15 protein-coding genes are annotated in these 22,305 nt (G+C 70.9%); 5 read left to right on the top strand and 10 right to left on the bottom strand.

All coding sequences use genetic code 11. The features are described 5' to 3' along the window. Window positions 1-249 precede the first annotated feature (249 nt). Window positions 250-1,884: an MFS transporter gene (locus ACIRPU_RS09645; protein WP_403864020.1), complete on the bottom strand. Its 1,635-nt coding sequence runs from the start codon at window positions 1,882-1,884 to the stop codon at window positions 250-252. 619 nt (window positions 1,885-2,503) lie between these two features. Here ACIRPU_RS09645 and ACIRPU_RS09640 point away from each other — a divergent pair. Further along, window positions 2,504-3,289 carry a DUF2993 domain-containing protein gene (locus tag ACIRPU_RS09640; RefSeq protein WP_403864017.1) on the top strand — a complete coding sequence of 262 codons (786 nt, stop codon included), beginning with the start codon at window positions 2,504-2,506 and terminating at the stop codon, window positions 3,287-3,289. 73 nt (window positions 3,290-3,362) lie between these two features. Here ACIRPU_RS09640 and ACIRPU_RS09635 read toward each other — a convergent pair whose 3' ends face one another. Beyond that, entirely contained in the window at window positions 3,363-4,046 is a 684-nt protein-coding gene (locus tag ACIRPU_RS09635; protein ID WP_403864014.1) for a TetR/AcrR family transcriptional regulator, read from the bottom strand. Window positions 4,047-4,528: 482 nt separating this feature from the next. On the opposite strand from ACIRPU_RS09635, the gene ACIRPU_RS09630 reads away from it, so the two are divergent. The 4 genes from ACIRPU_RS09630 to ACIRPU_RS09615 are packed head-to-tail and all read left to right on the top strand — an operon-like array spanning window position 4,529 to window position 11,136. After that, complete coding sequence (locus ACIRPU_RS09630; RefSeq protein WP_403864011.1) at window positions 4,529-4,945, top strand: hypothetical protein; 417 nt, start codon at window positions 4,529-4,531, stop codon at window positions 4,943-4,945. Then, on the top strand, window positions 4,942-5,598 hold the full coding sequence (locus ACIRPU_RS09625) for a hypothetical protein (protein ID WP_384115009.1): 657 nt from the start codon (window positions 4,942-4,944) through the stop codon (window positions 5,596-5,598). The genes ACIRPU_RS09630 and ACIRPU_RS09625 overlap by 4 nt, the downstream gene beginning before the upstream one ends. Before the next feature lie 2 nt (window positions 5,599-5,600). Beyond that, entirely contained in the window at window positions 5,601-10,370 is a 4,770-nt protein-coding gene (locus ACIRPU_RS09620; protein WP_403864007.1) for a putative T7SS-secreted protein, read from the top strand. Window positions 10,371-10,377: 7 nt separating this feature from the next. After that, window positions 10,378-11,136 carry a hypothetical protein gene (locus tag ACIRPU_RS09615; protein ID WP_403864004.1) on the top strand — a complete coding sequence of 253 codons (759 nt, stop codon included), beginning with the start codon at window positions 10,378-10,380 and terminating at the stop codon, window positions 11,134-11,136. A 371-nt stretch (window positions 11,137-11,507) separates the two neighbouring features. Here ACIRPU_RS09615 and ACIRPU_RS09610 read toward each other — a convergent pair whose 3' ends face one another. The 8 genes from ACIRPU_RS09610 to ACIRPU_RS09575 all read right to left on the bottom strand — a co-directional run bounded on the left by ACIRPU_RS09610 (window position 11,508) and on the right by ACIRPU_RS09575 (window position 22,299). Further along, complete coding sequence (locus tag ACIRPU_RS09610; protein WP_403864001.1) at window positions 11,508-13,688, bottom strand: hypothetical protein; 2,181 nt, start codon at window positions 13,686-13,688, stop codon at window positions 11,508-11,510. 2 nt (window positions 13,689-13,690) lie between these two features. Continuing rightward, a complete protein-coding gene (locus tag ACIRPU_RS09605) occupies window positions 13,691-14,461 on the bottom strand; it encodes a hypothetical protein (RefSeq protein WP_403863998.1) in 771 nt (256 codons plus the stop codon). Window positions 14,462-14,547: 86 nt separating this feature from the next. Next, on the bottom strand, window positions 14,548-15,384 hold the full coding sequence (locus ACIRPU_RS09600; RefSeq protein ID WP_403863995.1) for a vWA domain-containing protein: 837 nt from the start codon (window positions 15,382-15,384) through the stop codon (window positions 14,548-14,550). Window positions 15,385-15,643: 259 nt separating this feature from the next. Continuing rightward, window positions 15,644-16,192, bottom strand: a complete 549-nt coding sequence (locus tag ACIRPU_RS09595; protein WP_403865108.1) for a hypothetical protein — start codon at window positions 16,190-16,192, stop codon at window positions 15,644-15,646. 710 nt (window positions 16,193-16,902) lie between these two features. Further along, complete coding sequence (locus ACIRPU_RS09590) at window positions 16,903-17,367, bottom strand: AAA domain-containing protein (RefSeq protein ID WP_403865049.1); 465 nt, start codon at window positions 17,365-17,367, stop codon at window positions 16,903-16,905. A gap of 468 nt (window positions 17,368-17,835) precedes the next feature. Beyond that, the gene (locus tag ACIRPU_RS09585; RefSeq protein ID WP_403863992.1) at window positions 17,836-18,966 is read right to left on the bottom strand and encodes an XdhC family protein; all 1,131 of its coding nucleotides are present in this window, start codon (window positions 18,964-18,966) and stop codon (window positions 17,836-17,838) included. 160 nt (window positions 18,967-19,126) lie between these two features. After that, window positions 19,127-21,322, bottom strand: a complete 2,196-nt coding sequence (locus ACIRPU_RS09580; protein WP_403863989.1) for a xanthine dehydrogenase family protein molybdopterin-binding subunit — start codon at window positions 21,320-21,322, stop codon at window positions 19,127-19,129. Next, window positions 21,319-22,299: an FAD binding domain-containing protein gene (locus ACIRPU_RS09575; protein WP_403863986.1), complete on the bottom strand. Its 981-nt coding sequence runs from the start codon at window positions 22,297-22,299 to the stop codon at window positions 21,319-21,321. The genes ACIRPU_RS09580 and ACIRPU_RS09575 overlap by 4 nt, the downstream gene beginning before the upstream one ends. Window positions 22,300-22,305 lie beyond the last annotated feature (6 nt).

Here is a 22,305-nt window from a genome sequence, read left to right as displayed (position 1 = left end):
GCTGGGCAGTCCTGGACGGCCCTGAGTAGCCCTGAGCAGCCCTGAGCCCCGACAGCTTGACGGCCGCCGACCCCTCGGGTTGACGGCCGCCCGCTCCGCGCCGCGAGGAACTCGGCCGAGATGATCCGCGGGAGACGCCGGACGCCCCACCGGCGGAGTTCCGAGGAACACCACGGCGGGGCGAGAACGGGCGACCGGCGGGCCGGCAGGCAGCAGACAGGCAGGCGGCAGGCGGCAGAGTGGGCCGTCCTACCGGGCGGCGTCGGAGTACTCCTCCGCGGTCGCGTCCGCGTCCTGGTCCGCCCCCTCCAGCCGCTCCGACGCCTCCGTGTCCACGGAGGCCTTGCGGCCGGGCAGGACCGCGAAGACGATCATCGTGCCGGCGGCCATGATGATCCCGCCGACCAGGCTGGTCTGGGCGACACCGTGCGCGAAGGCCTCGTGCACAGCCTCGACCAGGGCCTGCGCCTGCTGCACCCCACCGGCGGGGTCCTTCGCGACCTGCTCGGCGACCGCCAGGCCACCGCCCACCGAGTCCTTGGCGGTCTCCAGCGCGGTGGCCGGGAGGTTGCCGCCGACCAGGTCGGTCAGCTCGTCGCGGTACGCGGTGCCGAGGAGCGAGCCGAGGATCGCGATGCCGAGCGAACCGCCCAGCTCCAGCGCGGTGTCGTTGGCGCCGCCGCCGACGCCCAGCTCACTCTCCGGGAACGAGCCCATGATCGTGTCGGTCGCCGGCGACACGCTCAGGCCGATCGCGAAGCCCAGCATCATCATCGGCGCGAGGAAGTCCGCGTACGTCGAACCCGTGTCGACCCGGGTGAGCATGAAGACGCCCGCGGTGCCGATCACCATGCCGGACACGACCATCGCCCGCACGCCCAGCTTCGGGGTCAGCCGCCCGGTCACCGCGGCGCCGACGAAGACCGCGCCGGCCAGCGGCAGCAGCCGTACACCGGTCTGCAGCGCGTCGTAGTTCAGCACGAACTGGAGGAACTGGGTGGAGTAGTAGATCGCGCCGAAGGTGCCGAAGAAGAAGAACAGGACCGCGAGCATCGAACCGCTGAAGGGACGCAGCCGGAACCTGCGGACGTCCAGCATCGGATGCGGGTGCCGCAGCTCCCAGGCCACGAACCCCGCCAGGCCGACCCCGGCGACCACGGCCGCGGCGATCGGACCGGCGCCCCAGCCGAAGTGCGGGCCCTCGATGGTCGCGTACACCAGCGAGCCGACGGAGACGATCGACAGCAGTGCGCCGACGTAGTCGATCCGGCCCATGCCCGCCGCCTTGGACGGCGGGACCAGCGCGAGCGCGCCGACGACGGCGGCGACCGCGATGGGGACGTTGATCAGGAAGGTCGAGCCCCACGCGTGGTCCTGGAGCAGCCAGCCGGCGACCAGCGGACCGACGGCGATGGCGAGCCCCGAGGTGGCCGTCCAGGCGGTGATGGCCTTGGCCCGCTCACGCCGGGGGAAGATCGCGACCAGCAGCGACAGCGTGGCCGGCATGACGACCGCGGCACCGACGCCCATGATCGCGCGGGCCGCGATGACCAACTCGGTCTGGTCCACCAGGCTGCCCATCACCGAACCGCCCGCGAAGACCACCAGCCCGGTGACGAGCGCGCCACGACGGCTGTACTTGTCGCCGATCGACCCCAGCACCAGCATCAGCGCGGCGTACGGGACCGTATAGCCGTCGATCACCCACTGAAGGTCACTGCTGCTCAGGCCCAGGTCCATGGTCATGTCCGGCGCGGCCACGATCAGCGAGGTGTTGGCCATGACCACGATCAACAGGCTCAGGCAGAGCACGATCAGCGCCGACCAGCGCTTGGCGTACGGCCCGGTCATCTTCTCGACGGGTGTGCGGACGGGGAAGGGCATGGGGGGCTCCTCGGAGGACGATTTAATTGCCCGTTGATGTGCAGACTAGTTTATTGCCCACTGGTGTGCAAATATTTCGTGACCCGCCCTTCGGTCATCCCTGCCGCCCCACTGACCCGCCGTCTCGTCACCCCGACGCCCGCTGCACACCGACCCGCCCTTCCGAGCCCAGAGGAGGCGAAGTGACCGGCCGATCGCCGCTGCGGGATCCGGGCCGTGGCCCCGACGGCGGCCCCACCAAGATCCCCGAGTGCGCCGAGACCGCCGAGACCGCAGAGATCCCCGACGCCACGGGTGCCCTGGCACGCTCCGTCCTCACCTCCTGGGCGACGGACGGCCGATACCGCACGCTCATCGGGCTCGCTCACCGGGCTCCCGCATCGCGCTCGCTCACCGGCTCACCCGCCAGGCCTTCACGCCGCTCGCCGGGGCGAACTCCTCACCACCACCCGGGACATGACAGTCCCGCACCGCCTTCTTGCCGCTGCTTCCTCGCCCTGATCGCCGCCGCGGACACCGAAGGCGACACCGCGACACCGCGGCCTCGACCGCATGGCGCCCGCCGCCCGCCGCCCGCACACCGCCCGCAGACCAAGCCGCCTGCCGTGAAGGAGAGTTGATGTACCAGCCCACGTACGAGACCGGCGCGTCCTACGACACACCCGAAGCGCCCCGCACCCGACGCCGGCGGCGACCGTCCGCCACCGCCATCGCCCTCGCCGCCCTGCTCACGCTGGTCCTGCTCCCCGTCGCGGTCGACCGACTCGTGACGGCACGGGTGGAGTCCCGAACGGCGAAGGCGTTCCAGGAGGGCATGGACACCCCGGCGCGGCCCGAGGTTCACGTGCGCGGGTTCCCCGTCCTGACGCAGGTGGCCTCCGGGACCCTGCGGCGGGTGGACATCACCGCCCACGACATCCCCGCCGACGGGTCGGCCCGCCCGCTGCCGCTGTCCGAACTCGACCTACGGCTGGACGGGCTGACCACATCCGACGACGACAGCGAGGCGCGGGCCCGCTCCGCGGAGGCGACCGCCCGCCTGACGTACCGGGACGTGTCCGACGCCCTCGGTCTGGAGGTGTCCCAGGGCACGGGCCCGGGCCGGATCAGCGCGGACGTCCTGCTGCCTCTCGGGGGCGGGCGGATCACGGTGACCACGACCGTCTCGGCTGCGTCCGGCAACCGGATCGCGTTCGACGACTTCCAGGTCGATGGCGGCGTGCTGCCCGCGCTGGGGCAGGCGGTGCTCGACCAGGTCTTCGCGCAGCCGATCCAGCTGCGGAACCTCCCCGACGGCCTGAGCCTGCGCTCCGTGACCGCCACCGCCACCGGCCTGGACGCCCGCTTCACGGGCAGGTCGGTCACCTTCCGGCCGGACGAGACGTCGTCGAACCAGGACCTCTGAGGACTTCTGGGGACTTCCGGGGCCTCTAAGGATCTCTGGAGGACCTCTGAGCACGGAACGGAAAGGCCGGGCCCTACGGCGATCCGGGCTCCTCAGGCCCCGGCTCGGCCACCGCTGCCACTGCCGCCGCCGCTGCCGCCGACGACGCGACCTCCCCGACCACGGCCCGGGCCCGCTCCTCCGGCACACCTGCCGCGACGAGTGTCACGACGGCCGTCCGGGTCCCGTCGTCCTCCAACGCCCCGGTGTTGACCTCCTCCAGCAGCGCGACCTGCATCGCCTCGAGCCCCGCGCTCAGCACGGCGGGCGGCAGCTGCGTGTGGAAGACACCGTCGCGCTGCCCGCGCGCCAGGATGGCGGTGACCTCGTCTCGGGCGGGGGCGAGGATCTCGGCGACACGCTCGTCGCCCAGGTCACGCCGGGCCAGCGCGAGGAGCAGCCGGTAGCGGTCGCCCACCGGCCAGATCGTGTGCACGAAGTGCGCGAGCGCCCGCTCGGCCGGCTCCTGCGGCGCCGCCGCGACCGCCAGCGCGCCACACAACGCCTCGGACGCCTCCTCCGCGAGCGCCTCCAACAACGCCGCCCGCCCCGGAAAATGGCCGAAGAGGGTCCGTCGTACGACGCCGGAGGCCCGCGCGATCTCCTCCAGGGTGACGTCCGGGTTCCGGCCGAGCTCCTGCCGGGCCGTGGCCAGGATGCGCGCCCGGTTGGACCGCGAATTACGCCGCTGCGGCTCGCGGGCCACGGAGTGGGTCACGGGAAACCTCGGGTGGTTCGGTGCGGACGAACGGTCGATGGGCGCCCATTGTGGCGGATCTTCGCCGTGGGGGCGACTCGGGTGCGGCCTGTGCACGAATCGGGCACGGCCCGTGCGCGAACCGGGTGCGACCTGGGCGCGAATCGGGTGCGACCTGAGCGCGACTCGCGTATGACCTGGCGCGACTCGGGCACGAACCGGAACGAGGTCAGCGTCGCACCGACGACAGAATCCGACACCTTCGTACCGAAGACCACCGCTTAGGACCGAAAACAACCGTTTCAGACCGAAGAGCACCGCGTCGGACCGAAGACCGCCGTGTCACACCGAGGTCGGTTCCCCGTGCCCCTGCCACGGCCGCGCGGGGCGAGTCGGCTCGGGTACACCTCGACAGAACCGCCGGCTTCTTCTCGCGCGTCCTGCTCTACGGTGCCATCAGTCACCTACGACCACCTACGACCACCCACGACCGGGGAGGAACCGTGCAGCAGCCGAAGGCGGCGCTCGCCGAACGCATCGCCGAGCGGAGGAGCGGAGGCGACGACCCGCGTGCTCTGGTCGGCGAGATGAGACGCTCGGTGCTCCTGGTGCCGATGGCCGACGGAGTTCTGTGGTCGGTGCGTTCGGGCGGGGTGCGGTGGATCTGCGGGTTCACCGACGAGGCCGCCCTGGCCCGGTTCGCCCTGCGCCACACGCGCGGTGACGAGCCCATGGACTACGCGGCGCTGCTGGGCGCGCGCATCGTCGACGAGATCGTGCCCGCCCTGGGCGAGCCCGCCGGTCTCGCCGTCGACATCGCCACCGAGGACGGGTCGATGTTCTTCCCGCCGGTCGTCGGCATCGTGCCGGACGCGGCCGCCGTCGACGCCGGCGCGGCGGGAGAGGGGCCGCGGTCATGAGCGGTGAGGGACCGGACCTGCGGCTCGACAAGGCGTCCGTCGCCAAGTTCACCCAGGGCGTGGGCGCGACCATCGACCAGCTCGGTGAACTCGGCGGCGCCACCGGGTCGGTGCTGGGGAAGGGCTTCTCTGAACTGGCGATGACCGGGATGGAGGCCGGGCACCACGGCCTCGCGGTCGACTTCGAGGACTTCTGCGAGCGCTGGGAGTGGGGCGTGCGCGCCCTGGTGCACGACGCCAGTGCGCTCGCGAACCGCCTCGGCCTGGCAGCGGGCACCCAGTGGGAGCACGACCAGTACGTCGCGGCCACGCTCAAGGTGGGCGCCAACTCCCTGTTCGGCGGGAACCCGCACGCCAGTGAGGAGGAGATCGCCCAGCAGAACTGGGGCGACATCTTCACGCCGGACTACCTGGACCCGGACTGGAGCGCCGAATCGTTCGACAAGGCGGGCCAGGACATGGAGCAGACGTGGAAGGACACCGGCCGCACGGTGCTCACCGAGGGCCACGGCGGTCAGCAGTCGCGCGTGCTCAACGACGCTCTCGGCATCTCCGACGACCAGTGGAACCAGGCACTGGACGACACCTTCGGCCCTTCGCCGGAGGAACGCGCCCAGCAGGAGCGGCAGCAGGGTGAGTCCGGGGGGAACTGACGGTGGGCATCGGCGACTTCATCAGTGACATCACGCCCGACTCGGTCGAGGACGCGGTCGAGGACGGCGTCGAGTGGGTGGGCGACCGGGTCGAGGACGCGGGCGACTGGACCGCCGACCGGTTGGACGACGTCGGCTGGGAGTCCGGCGCGGACTGGGTGCGTGAACAGTCCCGTTCGGTCGCCAACCGGCTGGGCGCCGAGGTCGACGAGATGGACCTCGGGCAGACCGAGGACAAGACCGAGCTGATCTACGGCAGCCCGAGCGAGATCACCTCCACCGCCACGAAACTCCGAGCCTTCCAGTCAGCGTTCGACGACGCCGGCGACGGTCTCAAGGGCCTCGACTCGTCCCGGCTCAAGGGTGAGACGGCCGACGCGCTGCGCACCGCGGTGAGCACCCAGCCGCCCAAGTGGTACACCGCCGCCGACGCCTGCGCGAAGGCGGTCGGCGCGCTGGACGCGTTCGCTGGCACCGTGACCTGGGCGCAGGCACAGGCACAGACGGCCATCGACAAGTGGAAGGAGGGCGTCAAGGCCTCCGAGGACGCAGCCGACGCCCACCGCCAGAAGGTCGACGACTACAACAAAGCCGTCGATCGCTACAACGCCCAGCCCGCCGACAAACGCGACCCGGCCTCGCTCCCTCCCAAGCCCACGGCGACGTTCGACGACCCAGGCAAGAAGCTGATGCAGGAGGCCCAGGACGTTCTGGCCGAGGCCCGCAAGCAGCGCAACTCGGCGGCGGAGACCGCGCGCACGGCGGTCCGCGCCGCCCGCGACATGGCCCCGCAGAAGCCGTCCTACGCCGAGCAGTTGGGCGACGGGATGCAGGAGCTCCAGCTCATGGGCGACCATGTCGGCGGCGGTGTCGTCAAGGGCACGGCGGGGCTGCTGAACTTCGTCCGCAGCGTCAACCCCATGGACCCGTACAACATCACGCACCCGGCCGAGTACGCCACGTCCCTCAACAGCCTGGCCGCGGGTCTGGTGGTGGCCGCCAACGACCCGGTCGGCACCGGCACCCAGATGGTCAAGGACTTCATGAAGGACCCGGCCGAGGGCTTCGGCCGGCTGATCCCCGACCTCGCCCTGACCGCGGCCACCGGGGGCGGCGGCGCCGCGGTGAAGGGCGTGCGGATCGCCGAGGAGGCCGCCGACGCCGCGCGGCTGCGTCGCCTGATCGACGACGCCCCGGACGGGACCCACAGCCGACCGGACGGGGAGCGCCCGGCCGAGGGCACGGACCCGGTGGACCTCGCCTCGGGCCGGATGTTCCTGCCCCAGACCGACCTCGTGATCCCCGGCATCCTGCCGCTGCTCTTCACCCGCCGCACCGAGTCGGGCTGCACGGCCGGCCGCTTCCTGGGGCCCGCGTGGACGTCCACGGTCGACGAGCGTCTGGAGATCGACGCGATCGGCGTCGTCCACGTCACCGCCGAAGGACTTCTGGTGCCGTACCCGCACCCGGTCCCGGGCTCGCCCACCCGGCCGGAGACGGGCCGGGCCCGCACGCTGCTGGCCCGCGACACCGATGGCGGCTACACGGTCACCGCCCTCGACAGCGGCCTGGCCTTCCATTTCACCGCCCCGTCCGGGGGCGAACCAGGAGGCGACGGCGTGGCCTGGCTGTCGGGCATCACCGAACGCAACGGCCACGCCGTCGAAGTCGACCGCGGCGAGGACGGACTGCCGCTGGCCCTGGTCCATTCGGCCGGCCACCGGGTGAACCTGTCCGTCACCGACGGCCTGGTCACCGGCCTGTCCCTGGTCGGCGCGGGCGAGGGCGGGACGGATCTGCCGCTGATGAGCTACGGCTACCAGGACCGCGACCTCACCACGGTCACCAAGCCGTCGGGCGCCGTCACCACCTTCCTCTACGACGACCGCCGCCGCGTCATCGCCTGGATCGACTCCAACGGAAGCCGCTACGACTACGTCTACGACGACCGCGACCGCGTCGTGGCGGAGGGCGGCGAGGCGGGTCACGTCCAGATCACCCTGACCTACACCGAACCGGACGCCGAGACCGGTCACCGCACGACGGTCCTGACCACCGCCGACGGCCGGGCCACCCGGCATCTGATCGGCCCCGGCTGCCACGTCCTGGCCACCACCGACCCGCTCGGCCACACCACGCGGTTCCACCACGACACGAGCGGCAACCTCGTGGCCCGCACCGACCCGCTGGGCCTCACCACCGCCTTCGCCTACGACGAGGAGGGCCGGGTCGTCTCCGCCGTCCGCCCCGACGGCAGCCAACTGCGCACGGTGCGCGGGCCGTTCGGCCTGCCGGTGGAGGTCATCAGCCCCGACGGCACACGTATGGTCCACGCGTACGACGAGCGCGGCAACCGCACGGCGATCACCGACCAGGCCGGCGCCACCACCCGCTACACGTACGACCACACCGGCCGCCTCACCTCGATCACGGACCCTCTCGGATCCACGACGCACGTGGTGTGTGACGCGGCGGGGCTGCCCGTGGAGGTGACCGACCCGGTCGGCGCCCTCACCCGCACGGAGCGGGACGCCCTCGGCAGGCCGATCCGCGTCACCGATCCGGTGGGCGGCGTCACCCGCCTGGAGTGGGACGCAGACGGGCAGCTCGCCCGGCGCACCGGTCCCGACGGCGCCACCGAGTCGTGGACCCACGACGGCGAGGGCAACCTGCTCACCCGCACCGACCCGTCCGGTGGCGTCACCCGCTTCGAGTACACCCACTTCGACCTGCCGGCCGCCCGTACGCGACCCGACGGCGCGCGCTACGAGTTCGAGCACGACGCCGCGCTGCGCCTCACCCGCGTCACCGGCCCGCAGGGGCTGGCCTGGACCTACGAGTACGACGCCGCCGACAACGTCGTCTCCGAGACCGACTTCGACGGCCGCACCCTCACGTACCGGGTGGACGCCGCGGGCCGGCTGGCCGCCCGGGGCGACGCGCTCGGCGGGACCGTCTCGTTCGAGCGCGACCGGCTCGGCCAGGTGGTCGCCAAGGACGTCGACGGCCGGGTGACGACGTACGCCTACGACCGGGCCGGGCGCCTGCTGGAGGCAGCCGGCCCGGACGGCGAACTCCGCTACCAGTACGACCGCCGGGGCATGGTCAAGACCGAGCTGACGGACGGCCGTCCCGTCACCTACGCCTACGACGCCCTCGGCCGCCGCACACGCCGCACCACCCCCACGGGCCATGTCACCACCTACGCCTACGCCGCCGACGGAACACCGCACCGCCTGACCAGCGGTGATCACCACGTCGACTTCACCCACGACGCCGCCGGCCGGGAACTCGCCCGCGTCTTCGACGACACGATCGCCGTGACCTCCGCCTGGGACGGAGTCGGACGGCTGACCGCGCAGCACATCACCGCCGGAGCGCGCACCGTCAACGACCGCGCCTACACCTACCGCGCCGACGGTCGTCCGACCTCCGTCGTGGACCGGCTGTCGGGCACCCGCACGTTCGACCTGGACCCGATGGGCCGGGTCACCGCCGTCCACGCGCCGGGCTGGACGGAGCGGTACGCGTACGACGAGGCGGGCAACCAGACGTCGGCGTCCTGGCCGGCCCGGCACTCGGGCAGCGAGGCGACCGGGGAGCGCGCCTACAGCGGCACCTCCCTGACCCGCGCCGGGGACGTCCGCTTCGAGCACGACGCCCTCGGGCGGGTCACCCTCCGGCAGAAGACCCGTCTCTCCCGCAAGCCCGACACATGGCGCTTCGCGTGGGACTCGGAGAACCGCCTCACCTGCGTCACCACCCCCGACGGAACACGGTGGAGGTACCGCTACGACCCCCTGGGCCGGCGCACCGCGAAACAGCGCCTGGCGGCCGACGGCGAGAGCGTGGTCGAGGAGGTCCGCTTCACCTGGGACGGCCTGACCCTGTGCGAGCAGACGAGCCACCAACCGGACGCTCCGCACACGGTCGCCCTCACCTGGGACCACCGGGACGTCGTCCCCCTGACCCAGACCGAGCGCATCCTCACCGCCGACGCCCGGCAGGAGGAGATCGACCGACGGTTCTTCGCCATCGCCACCGACCTCGTCGGTACCCCGACCGAACTCATCGACGAGACGGGCGACATCGCCTGGCGCAGCAGGAGCACGCTGTGGGGCACCACGGCCTGGTCCCGTGACGCGAGCGCCTACACCCCGCTCCGCTTCCCCGGCCAGTACTACGACCCCGAGACCGGCCTCCACTACAACTGCTTCCGCCACTACGACCCCGAGACCGGCCGCTACACCTCCCCCGACCCCCTCGGCCTGGCTCCCGGGCCGAATCCCGTCGCCTATGTGGACAACCCGCACTCCGGGTGCGACCCGCTGGGCCTGATGCCCAAGTACACGAGGGAGGAGCGGGCCCAGAAGCGGATCGACAAGATCGTGGACGGCATCGTCGACAGGGCGAACAACGCGGAGTTCAAGAAGCGTTTCGACTACCACGGGGACACCCGGCACGCCTTCAGCGATGAACGGGTCATCGAGATCCTGAAGAACCCGGACGCCGTGTACCACTCGACGGGCACGGCCGGGACGTTCACCTTCAGACAGGGCGAGGACATCGTCGTGATCGACGGTCCCGGCACCACCCAGGGTCAGGCCATCACGGCGTACGGGCCGTCAGGCGTCAAGGGCCCCTCCGGAGCCGAGGCGCTCGGCGGCAAACCCACGGACCCGGGTGCGCCGGTGACCGACGAGGCCATCGTGACGGGCAGGATTCCCGCCAAGGACGGCGGCTTCCAGCCTCCGGCGGTGCGGATCAGATGAGGCAGGGATGACGACGACACTGAAGTTCGACGGCGGCTGGCAGGCGACCGTGACGGACGAACCGCTCCACCTCGTGCCCCGGCTCGTGGGCACTTTCTTGATCCTTTCCCCCTATGCGGACAGCGTGGGACGAGAGAAGTTCCTCGCGGACACGTTCGGCAGCCAGGACTGGCTGTGGGACCTCCCTGACGTCTTCCGCTTCGACCCGACCGGCCGACAGCTGGTCGGTGCCGAATTCCGGATTCCGGAAGAGTCCGCGCCGGCCGAGGAATGCGCCCGCCTCCCCGTCACGCCCCCGGTACGCCCGGGCGGCCTCCGCGCGGACGAGGTCGAGAACTTCCGGCACGAGATGTGCACGGTGCTGTGCCGCGCCCCCGGCGATGCCGTGCTCACCTGTCTGCGCGACCTCGACGTCCTCGACGAGCCGCTGGAGGCCCGCATCGGCATCGCCCCCGACGTGGCGCTCCTCGTCCAGCGGGGCACGGTCGTCGGCTGGAGCCTCACCGACCCGGTCCGGTACCTGACCCCTGGGTTCGCCGCCCCTGACCCCGACCCGCCCTCGCCCGCCACCCGCCGCCTGTTCACCGAATGCCTGGACCTGATCACCACGCCGGTGATCGAAGACGTGATGGACGGCGAACCGCCCGCCCTGGCCCGGCTCCGAGCCGCCCACGAGTCCCTGCGCAACCAGCCCGAGGACCGACACCGTGCCGACGCGCTGCTCGCACTGATCGCCACACTGGTCGAGGACTACGGAACCTGGTGAGGTCAGCCTCGCCGAGGCGACACGCACCACGACACTCACCCGCGACGACTGCCGGCACGCGACAAAGACGGACCCCCCGCTGCCCCGGATGCGGCGCTTCGACTTCCGCGACTTCCGCGTACACATCGCGCCGTACGCGAACGTGGAGGAACACCGACGGTTCCTGCGGGACACCTACGGCAGCGAGCCATGGCTGTGGGACACCCCTGACGAGCTCAGGTTCGACCGACAGAGCCGTGAACTGGTCGGTCCCCAGACCCAGTTACCCGGCGAGTCCGCCGATCCGGAGGACTCCGCGCAGTCCGTTGCGACACCGGGTCGCGACGCCCCGATCCGGCCGTTCCACAGCCCATCCCCAGCCGGGCACGGTCTCAGCGACCGATATAGAGGAACCGCACGTAGGACACGTACGACAGCCTGCGGTGCCGGAGTTCGGCGGCTTCCATGGCAGCACTCAGTCTCCCGTGGAGTGCGCTGTTCTGCTGGAGTGCGACGGTGCGCCGGCCGAACTCCTGCCGCTGTTGCCGGGCCCGGTCGCCCGCAAGCGTGTTCTCCCGGGCGAGCCGTTCCTGACCGTCCTCCAGATGCTTCCGCGCCTGCTCGCGCGAGGCCTCGATCTCGGAGTCCACGGCCTTGCGCTGGACCGTGAGTTGGGCCCGGCGGTGCGTGATGCCTTGCTCGATCTGCTGTCGTTCCGCCGCGCTGAGAGCGCTCGGCTGGCGCGCGACGGCGGACGCGAACAGGTCTTTACGCCAGACCTCGAGAGCGATGGCCTTGGCCTCGCCGATTCCCTGAACGTTGATGGTCCGGCCGCTGGTCAGCACGAGTACGGCGCCGGTGCTGTTGTAGGCGTTGTTCTGCACGGAGCGGTAGCCCTTGAAATCAGCTGCCGACCGGATGCCCGCCGCGGCCAGACGAGCGGCCAGTTTCGGCCCGATGCCGTGCGGCGGGGACTGGACGATCAGCCGACGGCCGAGCTGGTCCCGAACGTACGCGGTCTGCTTGTCGGCAAGCGCTTTGGCCAAGGCTCTGCGGAGTTCCTCCGAGAGCCCGTCGATCTTCTTGTCGATGTCACGCTGCTTGCGGACCTTGCGCTTCTCGGCCTCCTTGAGCGCGGCGTGATACTGAGCCGTGAGCCTGACCTGTGCCTGCGGGTAGGCGGTGGTCCGCTTCGCCTCCGCCGCGTCGAACTTCTCCTTGTCCTTACGCAGCTTCGCCGCTCCCTTGACGGGGTCGTCAAGCCGGGCCAGTTCGTCCGTCAGGCCGGCCAGGACGGCCCGTGAGCGGGCCCTCTCCGCCCGACGGCTCCGTGCGAAGGCGGTGATGACGGCCGCGACGATGACAGGAGCTCCGGATCCGATCAGGGGGGTCGGAAATCCTGCGACGATCATCAAGGCCGTCGCGGCCGACAACAGCGGCCAGAGCACGGCCGCCACGACGTCCAACGGCGTCCGGGTGTGGAAGCCGTCCGGTGAAGTGGCGGCGGGCCCGGCCGGTGGCGGCGCGGCCTGCGGGGAAACGTGCCCGGTCATCCAGTCGGGCAGTCCCCCCATACCCGGAGCTGTGGTCGTGGGGGGAGCCGATGCCGAAGTGGTCGTCGTCGCGGCGGCCCGCTGCTTGGGGATCGCGTGGGCGAGCGGAGGCAGTACGTCCAAGGGCTGGAAGGCCAGGGACCTCACCTGGTCAGCGAGCCCACTCACCGTCGGGTCTGGATGGGCCAGTAGCGTCCGGAGCCCTGTGGAGCCGCCCGGACTCTTGAAGTCTTCCTCGGTGAGCAGCAGGAACTCGCCGCTGGGTTCGTGCAGCCGATGCCACAGAGCGGGGTCGGCGGCGGTTGCCTTGAGCGACATGAAGATGACCCAGGCGGAGAACCGGTCCAACGCCGCCCCGAAGTCATCGTTTCCACGCATGGGCGACTGGTAGTTACGGTGGCCCCGCTCGGTGCCGCCGAGGCCTGCCAGCGCCGGCACGTACATGCCGTCGTAGTCGACGAGGCGCAGGGTGTCGTCGCTCGCGACAAGCAGGTTGCCGTGCTGGAGGTCGCCATGGGCGATCTCGTGTTCCGACAGATCGCGGGTCAGCGCCTCGAACCTGGCGGCCAGGCGCTCGACGGCGAACCGGTCGGTGTGGTTGTCGTCGAGCCAGGACGACAGGGTGACGGCCTCGATCCACTCCATCTTCAGGACCGGGTAACGCTCCTGGCCGACGCCGATCGCATCAGGTAGGTACTCGAAGCCGAGGTTCCACGGCTGGGAGAGCTCGGCCGGGTCAAGCTGCGCAAGTCTGCTGCTGATGGCCTGGTAGCGAAGTTCCTGATCAGGGACGTGGCGGGTAAAGCATTTGACCGCGTACCGCCGACCCGACGCGGCCGAGGTCAGCGAGAACACGCTCGCGAAGGCGCCGGAGATGGCGCGGGGCAGGCCAAGCTTGGTCAGTTCCGGCCTCGCACCCTTGAGCTCGGGGTGCTCGAAACACAGCTGTGTGTGCTGCAAGGCCTCGGCGTAGGCGGCGCCACTGGGGAACTGTCTCTGCTGACCGGTGGGCGAGCCCACGTTCACCGTCCTTCGAAATCGATTCGCACGACGGCCACATCGTCGTTACGTAGCTCTTTGCGGTCCCGGAGACCGTTCAGCCAGTCCACGAAAGCACCCAGGTCGTCGGGCCCAGAGAATTCCAGTAGCTGGCGCACCGCGGTGTCCTGGTCGGGGGCCGACAGGAACCACGCGGCCAGTGCGTCGGTCATCAGGAGCAGCCGATCGCCGGGCCGGCACCGGCCTTCGGTAAACCGAGTACGGCAGGCCAGCAGCGCCACATCGTGATTGCGGCTGCCGAAGAGGTCGGGGGCTGTGCCGAAGTCGTCGGCAGTCTCCACTGGGAAGGCCTGTACCAGCCGGTCGTCGTGCAGATGGAAGAGACAGCTGTCTCCCAGCGCGGCGGCCCGCCAGCGCCACGCCGGTTCAGACGGGTCGGAGTCCGCGCTCGAGCCGGGACCGGGGTCCGGGTCGACGCGCACCGTGAGCAGAGTTGCGTAGGCGCCTTCTGCGAGCTTGGTGTGCTCGTACCACTTCAAGGGGCGCCCTTCCGCACTGCGCGCCTGCGTGTACTGCGCGAGCCAGGGTTCCCATTGAGCGACAGCCGAAGACGCGAACTCCTCGAAGGCGGCACCACCGTGCAGCAGGTCGGGGCGACGCATGGCGTGTTCGGCCGCCGCGCGGGACAGGAGCCGGGCCCAGTCCTTGGCCAGGGCACTCTCCGTCGCCCCGTCACAGACGCCCGCGGTGAGCGGTTCTCGCAGCATGTGGTCGTGCGAGCGGTCGGGGAGCACGACGACGGCATCCTCACATTCCGCCTCCGTGCTCCCGTACTTGGGGGCTACAAGGTGCGTGACATACACGCAGGAGGGTGGAGCCGTCACCGCAGCTCGGTGGCGCGGGTGCCGATGTCGAGGAACTGCACGACTGTGGTGATGTCGGCGTTGTAGACGAAGCCGCGGGTAGTCTCGCTGACCCGCTGGCCCTGCGAGGCGGCGTACGAACGCATATGACTCGGCAGAGGGCTCGACATGGAGAAGAGTGTGCGGGCGTAGCTGTCGGGGAGACCGTCCGCGCTGTCGGGGAAGGCGGTGGGTGTTCCACCGGCCGCGGAGACGTGCAAGTTGAACAGCAGCGCCGCACCGTCGGCCGTGGCGTGCGAGGTGATGGCCTCGGCGGCCGCGGTCGGGTCGCCATCGGTCGACTCCCCGTCCGTCAAGTTGATGACGATGGGCGGAAAGCCGGCCGGGTAGCGCTCGGTCCACCCGGCGACGAGGCTCTCGGCGTACTGGAGAGCGCGGTTCATCGGGGTTCCGCCGTGGGCGATCGGGTCCATCCACAGCGGGAAGTTGACCACGGTCTCGACCAGACCGCCGGCGCCGTCGGGCACCTTCTTGGTTCGCTCGTCGACGCGGGCCGGGTTGTCCGCCACCTCGCTGAGAGGAACGATGTCCCGTCCGGCGAGCGAGCCTGCGAACGCCGAGCCGACGGTGGCGCCGTATCCGACGACCGCGACGTGGAAGTAGTCGCGTACGCCTTCTTCCTTCGCGCACTTGACGGAGAGTTCGGTGAGGAGCCGGTTGATGGCGTCGGCAACGACATCAGCCTTCTGCTGAGGAACTTCACCGCCGATGGCATCGGTCATGGAGGTCGACTGGTCGACGAGGAAAATGATGCTCGTCGGATTGCTGCGGCTGATCTCTGCCGTATACGGCACGTTGGGCTCCTGCCGGACTGTGAAGAAGTCGGTCGTCGAAGGCGCTCGTGCGACATGCAGACGTTCGGTCACCAGCGCGCACGCCGAGTCACCGAGATCCCCCGATCGCATGGTAGTGCGAGGACGTCGGCGTAGGGGCGGACGTGCTCAAAATGCCCTCGCCAAGATCCTTTAATTCGGCCTCCCTTCGCTGTCGGCACGCCTCCGGGCGGACGGTCGGCACGGTCGCTGTCCGCACGCCGGTATCCGCGCTTCGTCCTCATCGGCCGTCGAGTCGCCCCGTCACGCGTTCCGGCCGGCCGGCCCACACGTGCCAGGCTGGCAGTCGCACTCCGTTCGGCAGAAGGGCTGCGTGACTGAGGGCAAGCCTCAGATGGCGAGCGACCTCCACATCGGCAGGTGCCCCGTGGTCCAACCGAACCTGGGCCGCACCCGTGCCCCGGCGGACGTCGAAGTCGCAGGCATAGCCGTCGGTCGTGACGTTCCGGTCGAGCAGGACTCCGGGGATCTCGTCCGTCAGCAGGAGTTGAAGGCGGACACCGACAAGCTCGTGCTGCTGTCCTGGGTCCGCTGCGGGCGACAACAGCGAGGCCTTGGCTTCGGCCGCGTCCAGCAGCGCGTGCGGCATCCCCGACCGGGCCGACCAGAAGTCACGGTCGCCGAACACGATGAGATGCGAACGTGCGCGCGTGATGGCGACGTTCCACAGATTGACCTCGCGGCAGAGCCAGTTGACCGCACTGGGGCGCATTCTCGCGCCCGCGACAAGCGACAACAGGATCACGTCCTGCTGCTCGGGCAGCCGCATGGAACGAGGAGTAGCGGCGGTGTTCAAGCCGGTGCTCATCCAGCCAGCTCGCCCGTAACCCCGCCCCACGGTGCGCTTCGGCCTCCTGCCGGGGCTGAAGTGTGGTGATGTGCTGCAACTGCATGGGGTCACCGATCACCAGGGCTCGCCGTGCGCGGAAGAGCAAGGGCAGCACATCCGGTGTGGAGCACTGGCTCGCCTCGTCGACGATGACCAGATCGAAGAGGGCGGCCCGGTCCCGGAAGCGCCGGGGGGACCTGGCGGTGACGGCCCAGCCCGACACCTGCGGCATGATCCGCTCCAAGGACGACCACTGACGCGGTGATCGCGACTTCACGGCTTCGATGCGATCGTGTATGGCAGCCCGCGCGGTCGTCGCCTGCTCCGCCACCAGGGCCTGCAACAGCGCTGCCGCCGTGTCCCGGACCTGTCGATCGGTCGCCCGAAGCGCTGCCAGGAGCCGGCGGTCGTCCGCTACCGCGTCGGCTTCGGTGCTTTTCCGCCGCCAGGCGGCCTCGGCCTCAGCGAAGGACACCAGGCCGGCGAACTCCGGTCGCCCTGCGGCCTGCACGGACAGCGGGGCGAGACCTCGCAAGCACCGGCTTCGCAGCCACCCGCCGAAGATCCCGAGGCGTACCGCCGTGCGAGCCCGGCGCAGCCACCGGCTGAGGGACACCTCGTCACCCAGGGCCGTAGCGAGCGCCTGAGGGTCACCTTGACGCCCCTCGGCGTAGGAGAAGTGCAATCGACCGAGGTCTGCCAGTTCCCGTTCTCTCCCTGCGACCTCCGCGAGTTGACGGCGCAGCGCCTCCTGCTCCCGGAGCTGGTTCCGCAGCTCGCCCCGGTGCGCCTGGGAAGACCGGTGGGGCCGGGCGCGTCGAGTCAGCCGCTCCAGTCCGCAGCTCTTCCTCGACGGCGGCCTGGTTGCCCGTACGTACGAGCAGGCCGGGTGCCAGGTCTTCGCAGCGCTCCCAGACCTCGTCCACCGCCTTGTTGTTGGTCGACGCGACGAGCACGGTCTGGCCGGCCGCTCTGGCGGTGGCGACCGCGTTGACGATGAGCTGGCTCTTCCCGGTGCCGGGCGGTCCGGTGGCGACAGTGAGTCTGCGGACCATGACGGCCCGGATGACCGCCTCCTGCCCTTCGTTCAGTTCCAGTGGAGCGACGACCTGCACCGCCTGCTCAGCGCTCTCGTCCTCTTCTGAATCCGCCTGCCGGGAGTCGTGGAACGAGCGACCGATCACCGGAACGCAGCCGGCGAAGCCCCCTCGGCCGTGCGGTCAGGCCCCCTTGCCCACCGGCTCCAGGATCGCCACGCACTCCACGTGGTGCGTCATCGGAAAGATGTCGGCTTGAGCGGATCTCATGAAAGGGCAGGTCAGAGGCCATTTCTCGGCTCGCTGTGCCGCCTGCGGGAGCCCAGAGCGGCAAACGAGCGTCACGAGGTACAGCACGTCCCTCCTCTCCGGGACGGAACAGGCCGCCACGACCGACTGCCCCGGCACGACCCGTCGGCACGGCAGGCATGCCTCCGGTGAAGCCGTAACCCCTGCGCTCCGTCGAGAACGCCTGGGCCTCGGTTCTTCCAGGCCGACGGCTGCCCTCAGAGGGACGATGAGCCCTTGTCGGTTCGCGAGACCGGCCTACCGGGAGCTCGCCGACTCCGACGGCCGGTGGATCGGGCCGGTGATCCGGGTCAGTGGCCGGCCCGTGCCGTGGTTGGCCTGGGCGATGATCTCCGCGGTGATGGAGACGGCCGTCTCCTCCGGTGTGGAGGCTCCGAGATCGAGGCCGATGGGGGAACGCAGCCGGGCCAACTGGCTCTCCGTGACGCCCTGCTCGCGCAGGCGGCCCATGCGCGCGTCGTGGGTGCGCCGGGAGCCCATGGCCCCGACGTAGGCGACGGGCAGGTCGAGTGCCAGGCGAAGCAGCGGGATGTCGAACTTGGCGTCGTGCGTGAGGACACATACAGCGGTGCGGACGTCCACCTCGGTGCGTTCCAGGTACCGGTGGGGCCAGTCGACCACCACTTCGTCCGCGTGCGGGAAGCGGGCGGAAGTGGCGAAGACGGGGCGGGCGTCGCAGACGGTGACGTGGTAGCCCAGGAAGCGGCCGGCCCGGCTGAGGGCCGCGGCGAAGTCGACGGCGCCGAAGACCAGCAGGCGCGGCGGGGACGCATGGACATGAACGAGGACGGACAGCCGTTCGGGGCATTCGTCCGCCTGCCCGCCGATGTCGACGCGGACGGTGCGGCCCGCCCGCAGCAGGGCCCTGGCCCGGTCGGCCACCGCCCGGTCCGCCGGGCCGCCGTCCACGCGGCCGTAGATGACATGGCCGCCGCCGAGCACGCTCAGCGTGGAGCCGAGGAGGCCCTCCGGGCCGTCCACGACCTGTGCCACGGCGACCGGTCGCCCTCGATCGATGTCGGCGAGGGCCGTGGACAGGTGCGGCTGGGCTGCGGGATCGATGCGCTGGACGAAGACGTCGAGTTCGCCGCCGCAGGTCAGGCCGACGGCGAAAGCGTCGTCGTCGGAGTAGCCGAACCAGGCCCGCCGCGGAGTGCCCGGGTCACGGAGCACCTGTCGGCACAGCTCGTAGACCGCTCCCTCGACGCAGCCGCCGGAGATGCTGCCGACGGCGTTGCCGTCCTCGTCCACGGCGACCGACGTACCGACCGGCAGAGGGGCACTGCCGTGCACGCCGACGACGGTGGCCAGGGCCAAGGGACGTGCCTCGCGGCACCAGCGGTGCAGGGTGTCCGCGATGTTCAGCATGGGGGTTCTCCATGGCAGGACCGGGGTCGGATGGGGAGCGGGCCGCCGCCACGACGCCGGGGAGACGTCACGCGGCGGCGGCCCTGGGAAGTCCGGCAGCCGGACCGGGCAGGCTGCCGGACGAGCGGTGCGCACTTGGCCGGGCCGAAGTGGCGGTGGGTCAGAGCAACGCCTCCGCGGTGATGGGCAGTTCGCGGACCCGGCGGCCGGTGGCGTTGAAGACCGCGTTGGCGATGGCGGGTGCCACCCCGATCATCACGAGCTCGCCGAGGCCCTTGACGCCGAGCGGGTCGGCCTCGCGGTCCTCGCCGTCCAGGTAGATCGCCTTGAGGTCGGGTATGTCGGCGTTGACGGGGACGAGGTAGTCGGCGAGGTTGGCGTTGACGATGCGTCCGTCGCGGTGGTCGGTGACGGTGTGCTCCAGCAGGGCCGTGCCGATGCCGCCGACCATGCCGCCGAGAGCCTGGCTGTCGGCGAGCTTGGGGCTGATGATGCGGCCCGCGTCGTACACGCCGAGGACCCGCCGTACCCGCACCAGGCCCAGGGTCGCGTCGACGGCCACTTCGGCGAAGGTCGCGTTGTAGCCGTAGAAGGAGTGCCGCTCCGGGCCCGACGGCGGGGCGAAGGAGCCGTCCGCTTCCAGGTGGGTGCGGTCGTTGCGGGTCAGCAGCCGCCGGTAGGTCTCACCGCGCGCGGGATCGTTCTTCAGGTGCAGTCGGCCGTTGCGTACCACGACATCGTCGGCCGCCGCCCCGTACAGCGGCGACTCGCGGTCCCCGGCGGCCAGTTCGATCGCCTGACGGCGGACCTTGTCGCAGGCGTCGAGGGTGGCGGAGCCGACGCTGGCCATGGTCATCGAGCCACCGTGCGGTGGGGTCGGCGGGTAGAGAGAGTCCCCCAGCCGGAAGGTCACCGTGCGCACGGTCAGTCCGAGGGCGTCGGCGGCGACCTGGGTCTGGGAGGTGTACGTGCCCGGGCCCATGTCGGTGGCGGCGGCCTCGACGAGCGCGGTGCCGTCGGCGTCCAGGCGGGCCCGGGCCCGGGCGGGCATGCGCGCGGTGTCGTAGACGCCGGCGGCCATGCCCCTGCCGATCAGCCAGTCCCCCTCACGCGTCGCGCGGGGCCTGGGGTCGCGGCGATCCCAGCCGAACTCGCGCGCGCCGGCCGCGTAGCACTCGCGCAGCCGACGGGTGGAGAACGGCAGCCCGGACGACTCGTCCTCGTTCGGCTCGTTGCGCCGGCGCAGCTCGATCGGGTCGACGCCGAGCTTGTGGGCGAGTTCGTCCATGGCCGACTCGATGACGAAGGAGGCCGTCTGGAAGCCGGGGCCTCGCATGTACAGCGGCGTGGGCAGATCCAGCGGCACCGTCCGGTACGCCTGGCTGACGTTGGGCATGCTGTAGAGCATCTGTCCGGCCGCCAGGATGGACTCGGTGAACGTCTCGTACGACGATGTCTCCGCGTCCAGCTCGTGCACCGCGGCGGACAGACGGCCCCGCCGGTCGCTGCCCAGACGCAGGCGGTACTCGTACGAGGGCCGGAAACCGGTCCCGAGGTACATCTGCTTGCGGCTGAGCACGAGCTTGACCGGACGCTTCGTCTCACGGGCGGCCAGCGCGGCGACGACCACGTGCGGCCAGCAGCGCAATGCCGTGCCGAATCCGCCGCCGACGAACGGCGAGATCACGCGCACCGCGTCCGTCTCCAGGCCGAACACCGCGGCGAGTTCGGTCTGCGTGCCCACCACCCACTGCGTCTTGTCCCATACGGTCAGCTTGGTGCCGTCCCAGCGGGCGATGGTGGCGTGCGGCTCCATCGGGTTGTGGTGATTGCGGGCCGTGCGGTACGTCAGGTCCAGGCGCACGGCCGCCGAGCGCAGAGCCGCGTCGGCGTCGCCGCGCGCGTATCGGGTCGGCTCGTCCGGCTCGGCCTCGGTGAGGTCGGTCGAGGGCTGCTCGGCGTCATAGCGCACCTCGACCAGGCTCGCACCGTGCTGCGCGGCCTCCAGGGTGGTGGCCACCACGACGGCGACCGGCTGACCGTGGAAGCGGACACGGTCGTCCTGGAAGACGCGAAGTCGCCGGCCGGGCGGGTTGTTCGACCCGCTGTTGTCGCGGTAGGGCAGCTTCGGCGCGTTGCGGTGGTGGATCACCTTGAGCCCGCCCGGAAGGGCTTCGGCGGCGCCGGTGTCGATCGCCGTGACGCGGCCGCGGCCGATGCTCGCGTCGACGATCACGGCGTGCACGGTCCCGTCGACATCGTGCTCGGCGGCGTACAACGCCTTGCCCGTGACCTTCAGCCGGCCGTCCACCCGGGACAGCGGCGCACCCACGGCTGCCTGCGGCTGGGGGCTCACTTCGCACCTCCTACGACGCGCAGCTGGCGTTCGACAGTGCGCTTGAGCAACTCGACCTTGAACCGGTTGTGCTGTAGGGGACGGGCGCCGTCCGCCGCCTTCGCGGCGGCCACTGCCCACAGGGCCGCCGAGGGGCGTTCGCCGATGAGGTGCTGCTCGACGGCGGGCAGCTTCCAGGGCACGGTGCCCACTCCCCCGGCGGCGACCCTGGCCTCGCGGATCACCCCGCCGCGTACCTGCAGCGCGACGGCCGCCGACGTCAGGGCGAACTCGTACGACTGCCGGTCACGCACCTTCAGATAGCCGGACCTGAGCGGGCGCGGAAGAGCGGGGATCTCCACGGCGGTGATCAACTCACCCTTACGCAGCGCCTGTTCGCGTTGTGGGGTGCCGTCGGGCCGCAACAGGAATTCGGCGAAGGGGACTTGGCGTGCCCCGTCCGGGCCCAGCAGGTGCACCCGGGCCTCCAGGGCGGCGAAGGCCACGGCGGCGTCGGAGGGGTGGGTGGCCACGCAGGCGTCGGACGTCCCGAGGATGGCGTGCGTGCGGTTGTGGCCGTGCAGGGCGGCACAACCCGAGCCCGGCTCACGCTTGTTGCAGTCGGCGGTCACGTCCCGGAAGTACGTGCACCGGGTGCGCTGCATGATGTTGCCGCCGATGGTCGCCATGTTCCGCAGCTGAGCCGAAGCACTCAGCTCCAGCGCCTCGGAGACGACGGGATACAAAGTGCGCACCTTTGCGTCGGCGGCGGCCTCGGACATGGTCACCAGGGCGCCGATCCGCAGACCCCCGCGCTCGGTCACCGTGACCTCACGCAAGGGCAGGCCACTGATGTCGACCAGGCTGCCGGGGCGCTCGACGGTCTCGCGCATCAGGTCGACCAGGGTGGTCCCACCGGCGATGTAACGCCCGCCTCGGCCACCGGCGTCGAGAGCTTCACGCGTGTCGGAGACACGTGAGTAGGAGAAGGGATGCATGGCGGC

Origin of the sequence: Streptomyces sp. NPDC102259 (assembly GCF_044766465.1) — a bacterium.
Lineage (GTDB): Bacteria > Actinomycetota > Actinomycetes > Streptomycetales > Streptomycetaceae > Streptomyces.
Note: the sequence above shows the minus strand (reverse complement) of the source record. Positions and strands in the feature narration are given on the sequence as shown.

What these genes read in the sequence shown, in the direction of transcription:
- ACIRPU_RS09640 (WP_403864017.1), top strand. Translation starts at nt 2,504, where the DNA reads ATGTACCAGCCCACGTACGAGACCGGCGCGTCCTACGACACACCCGAA.
- ACIRPU_RS09625 (WP_384115009.1), top strand. Translation starts at nt 4,942, where the DNA reads ATGAGCGGTGAGGGACCGGACCTGCGGCTCGACAAGGCGTCCGTCGCC.
- ACIRPU_RS09595 (WP_403865108.1), bottom strand. Translation starts at nt 16,192, where the DNA reads ATGCGGCTGCCCGAGCAGCAGGACGTGATCCTGTTGTCGCTTGTCGCG.
- ACIRPU_RS09585 (WP_403863992.1), bottom strand. Translation starts at nt 18,966, where the DNA reads ATGCTGAACATCGCGGACACCCTGCACCGCTGGTGCCGCGAGGCACGT.
- ACIRPU_RS09615 (WP_403864004.1), top strand. Translation starts at nt 10,378, where the DNA reads ATGACGACGACACTGAAGTTCGACGGCGGCTGGCAGGCGACCGTGACG.
- ACIRPU_RS09575 (WP_403863986.1), bottom strand. Translation starts at nt 22,299, where the DNA reads ATGCATCCCTTCTCCTACTCACGTGTCTCCGACACGCGTGAAGCTCTC.
- ACIRPU_RS09645 (WP_403864020.1), bottom strand. Translation starts at nt 1,884, where the DNA reads ATGCCCTTCCCCGTCCGCACACCCGTCGAGAAGATGACCGGGCCGTAC.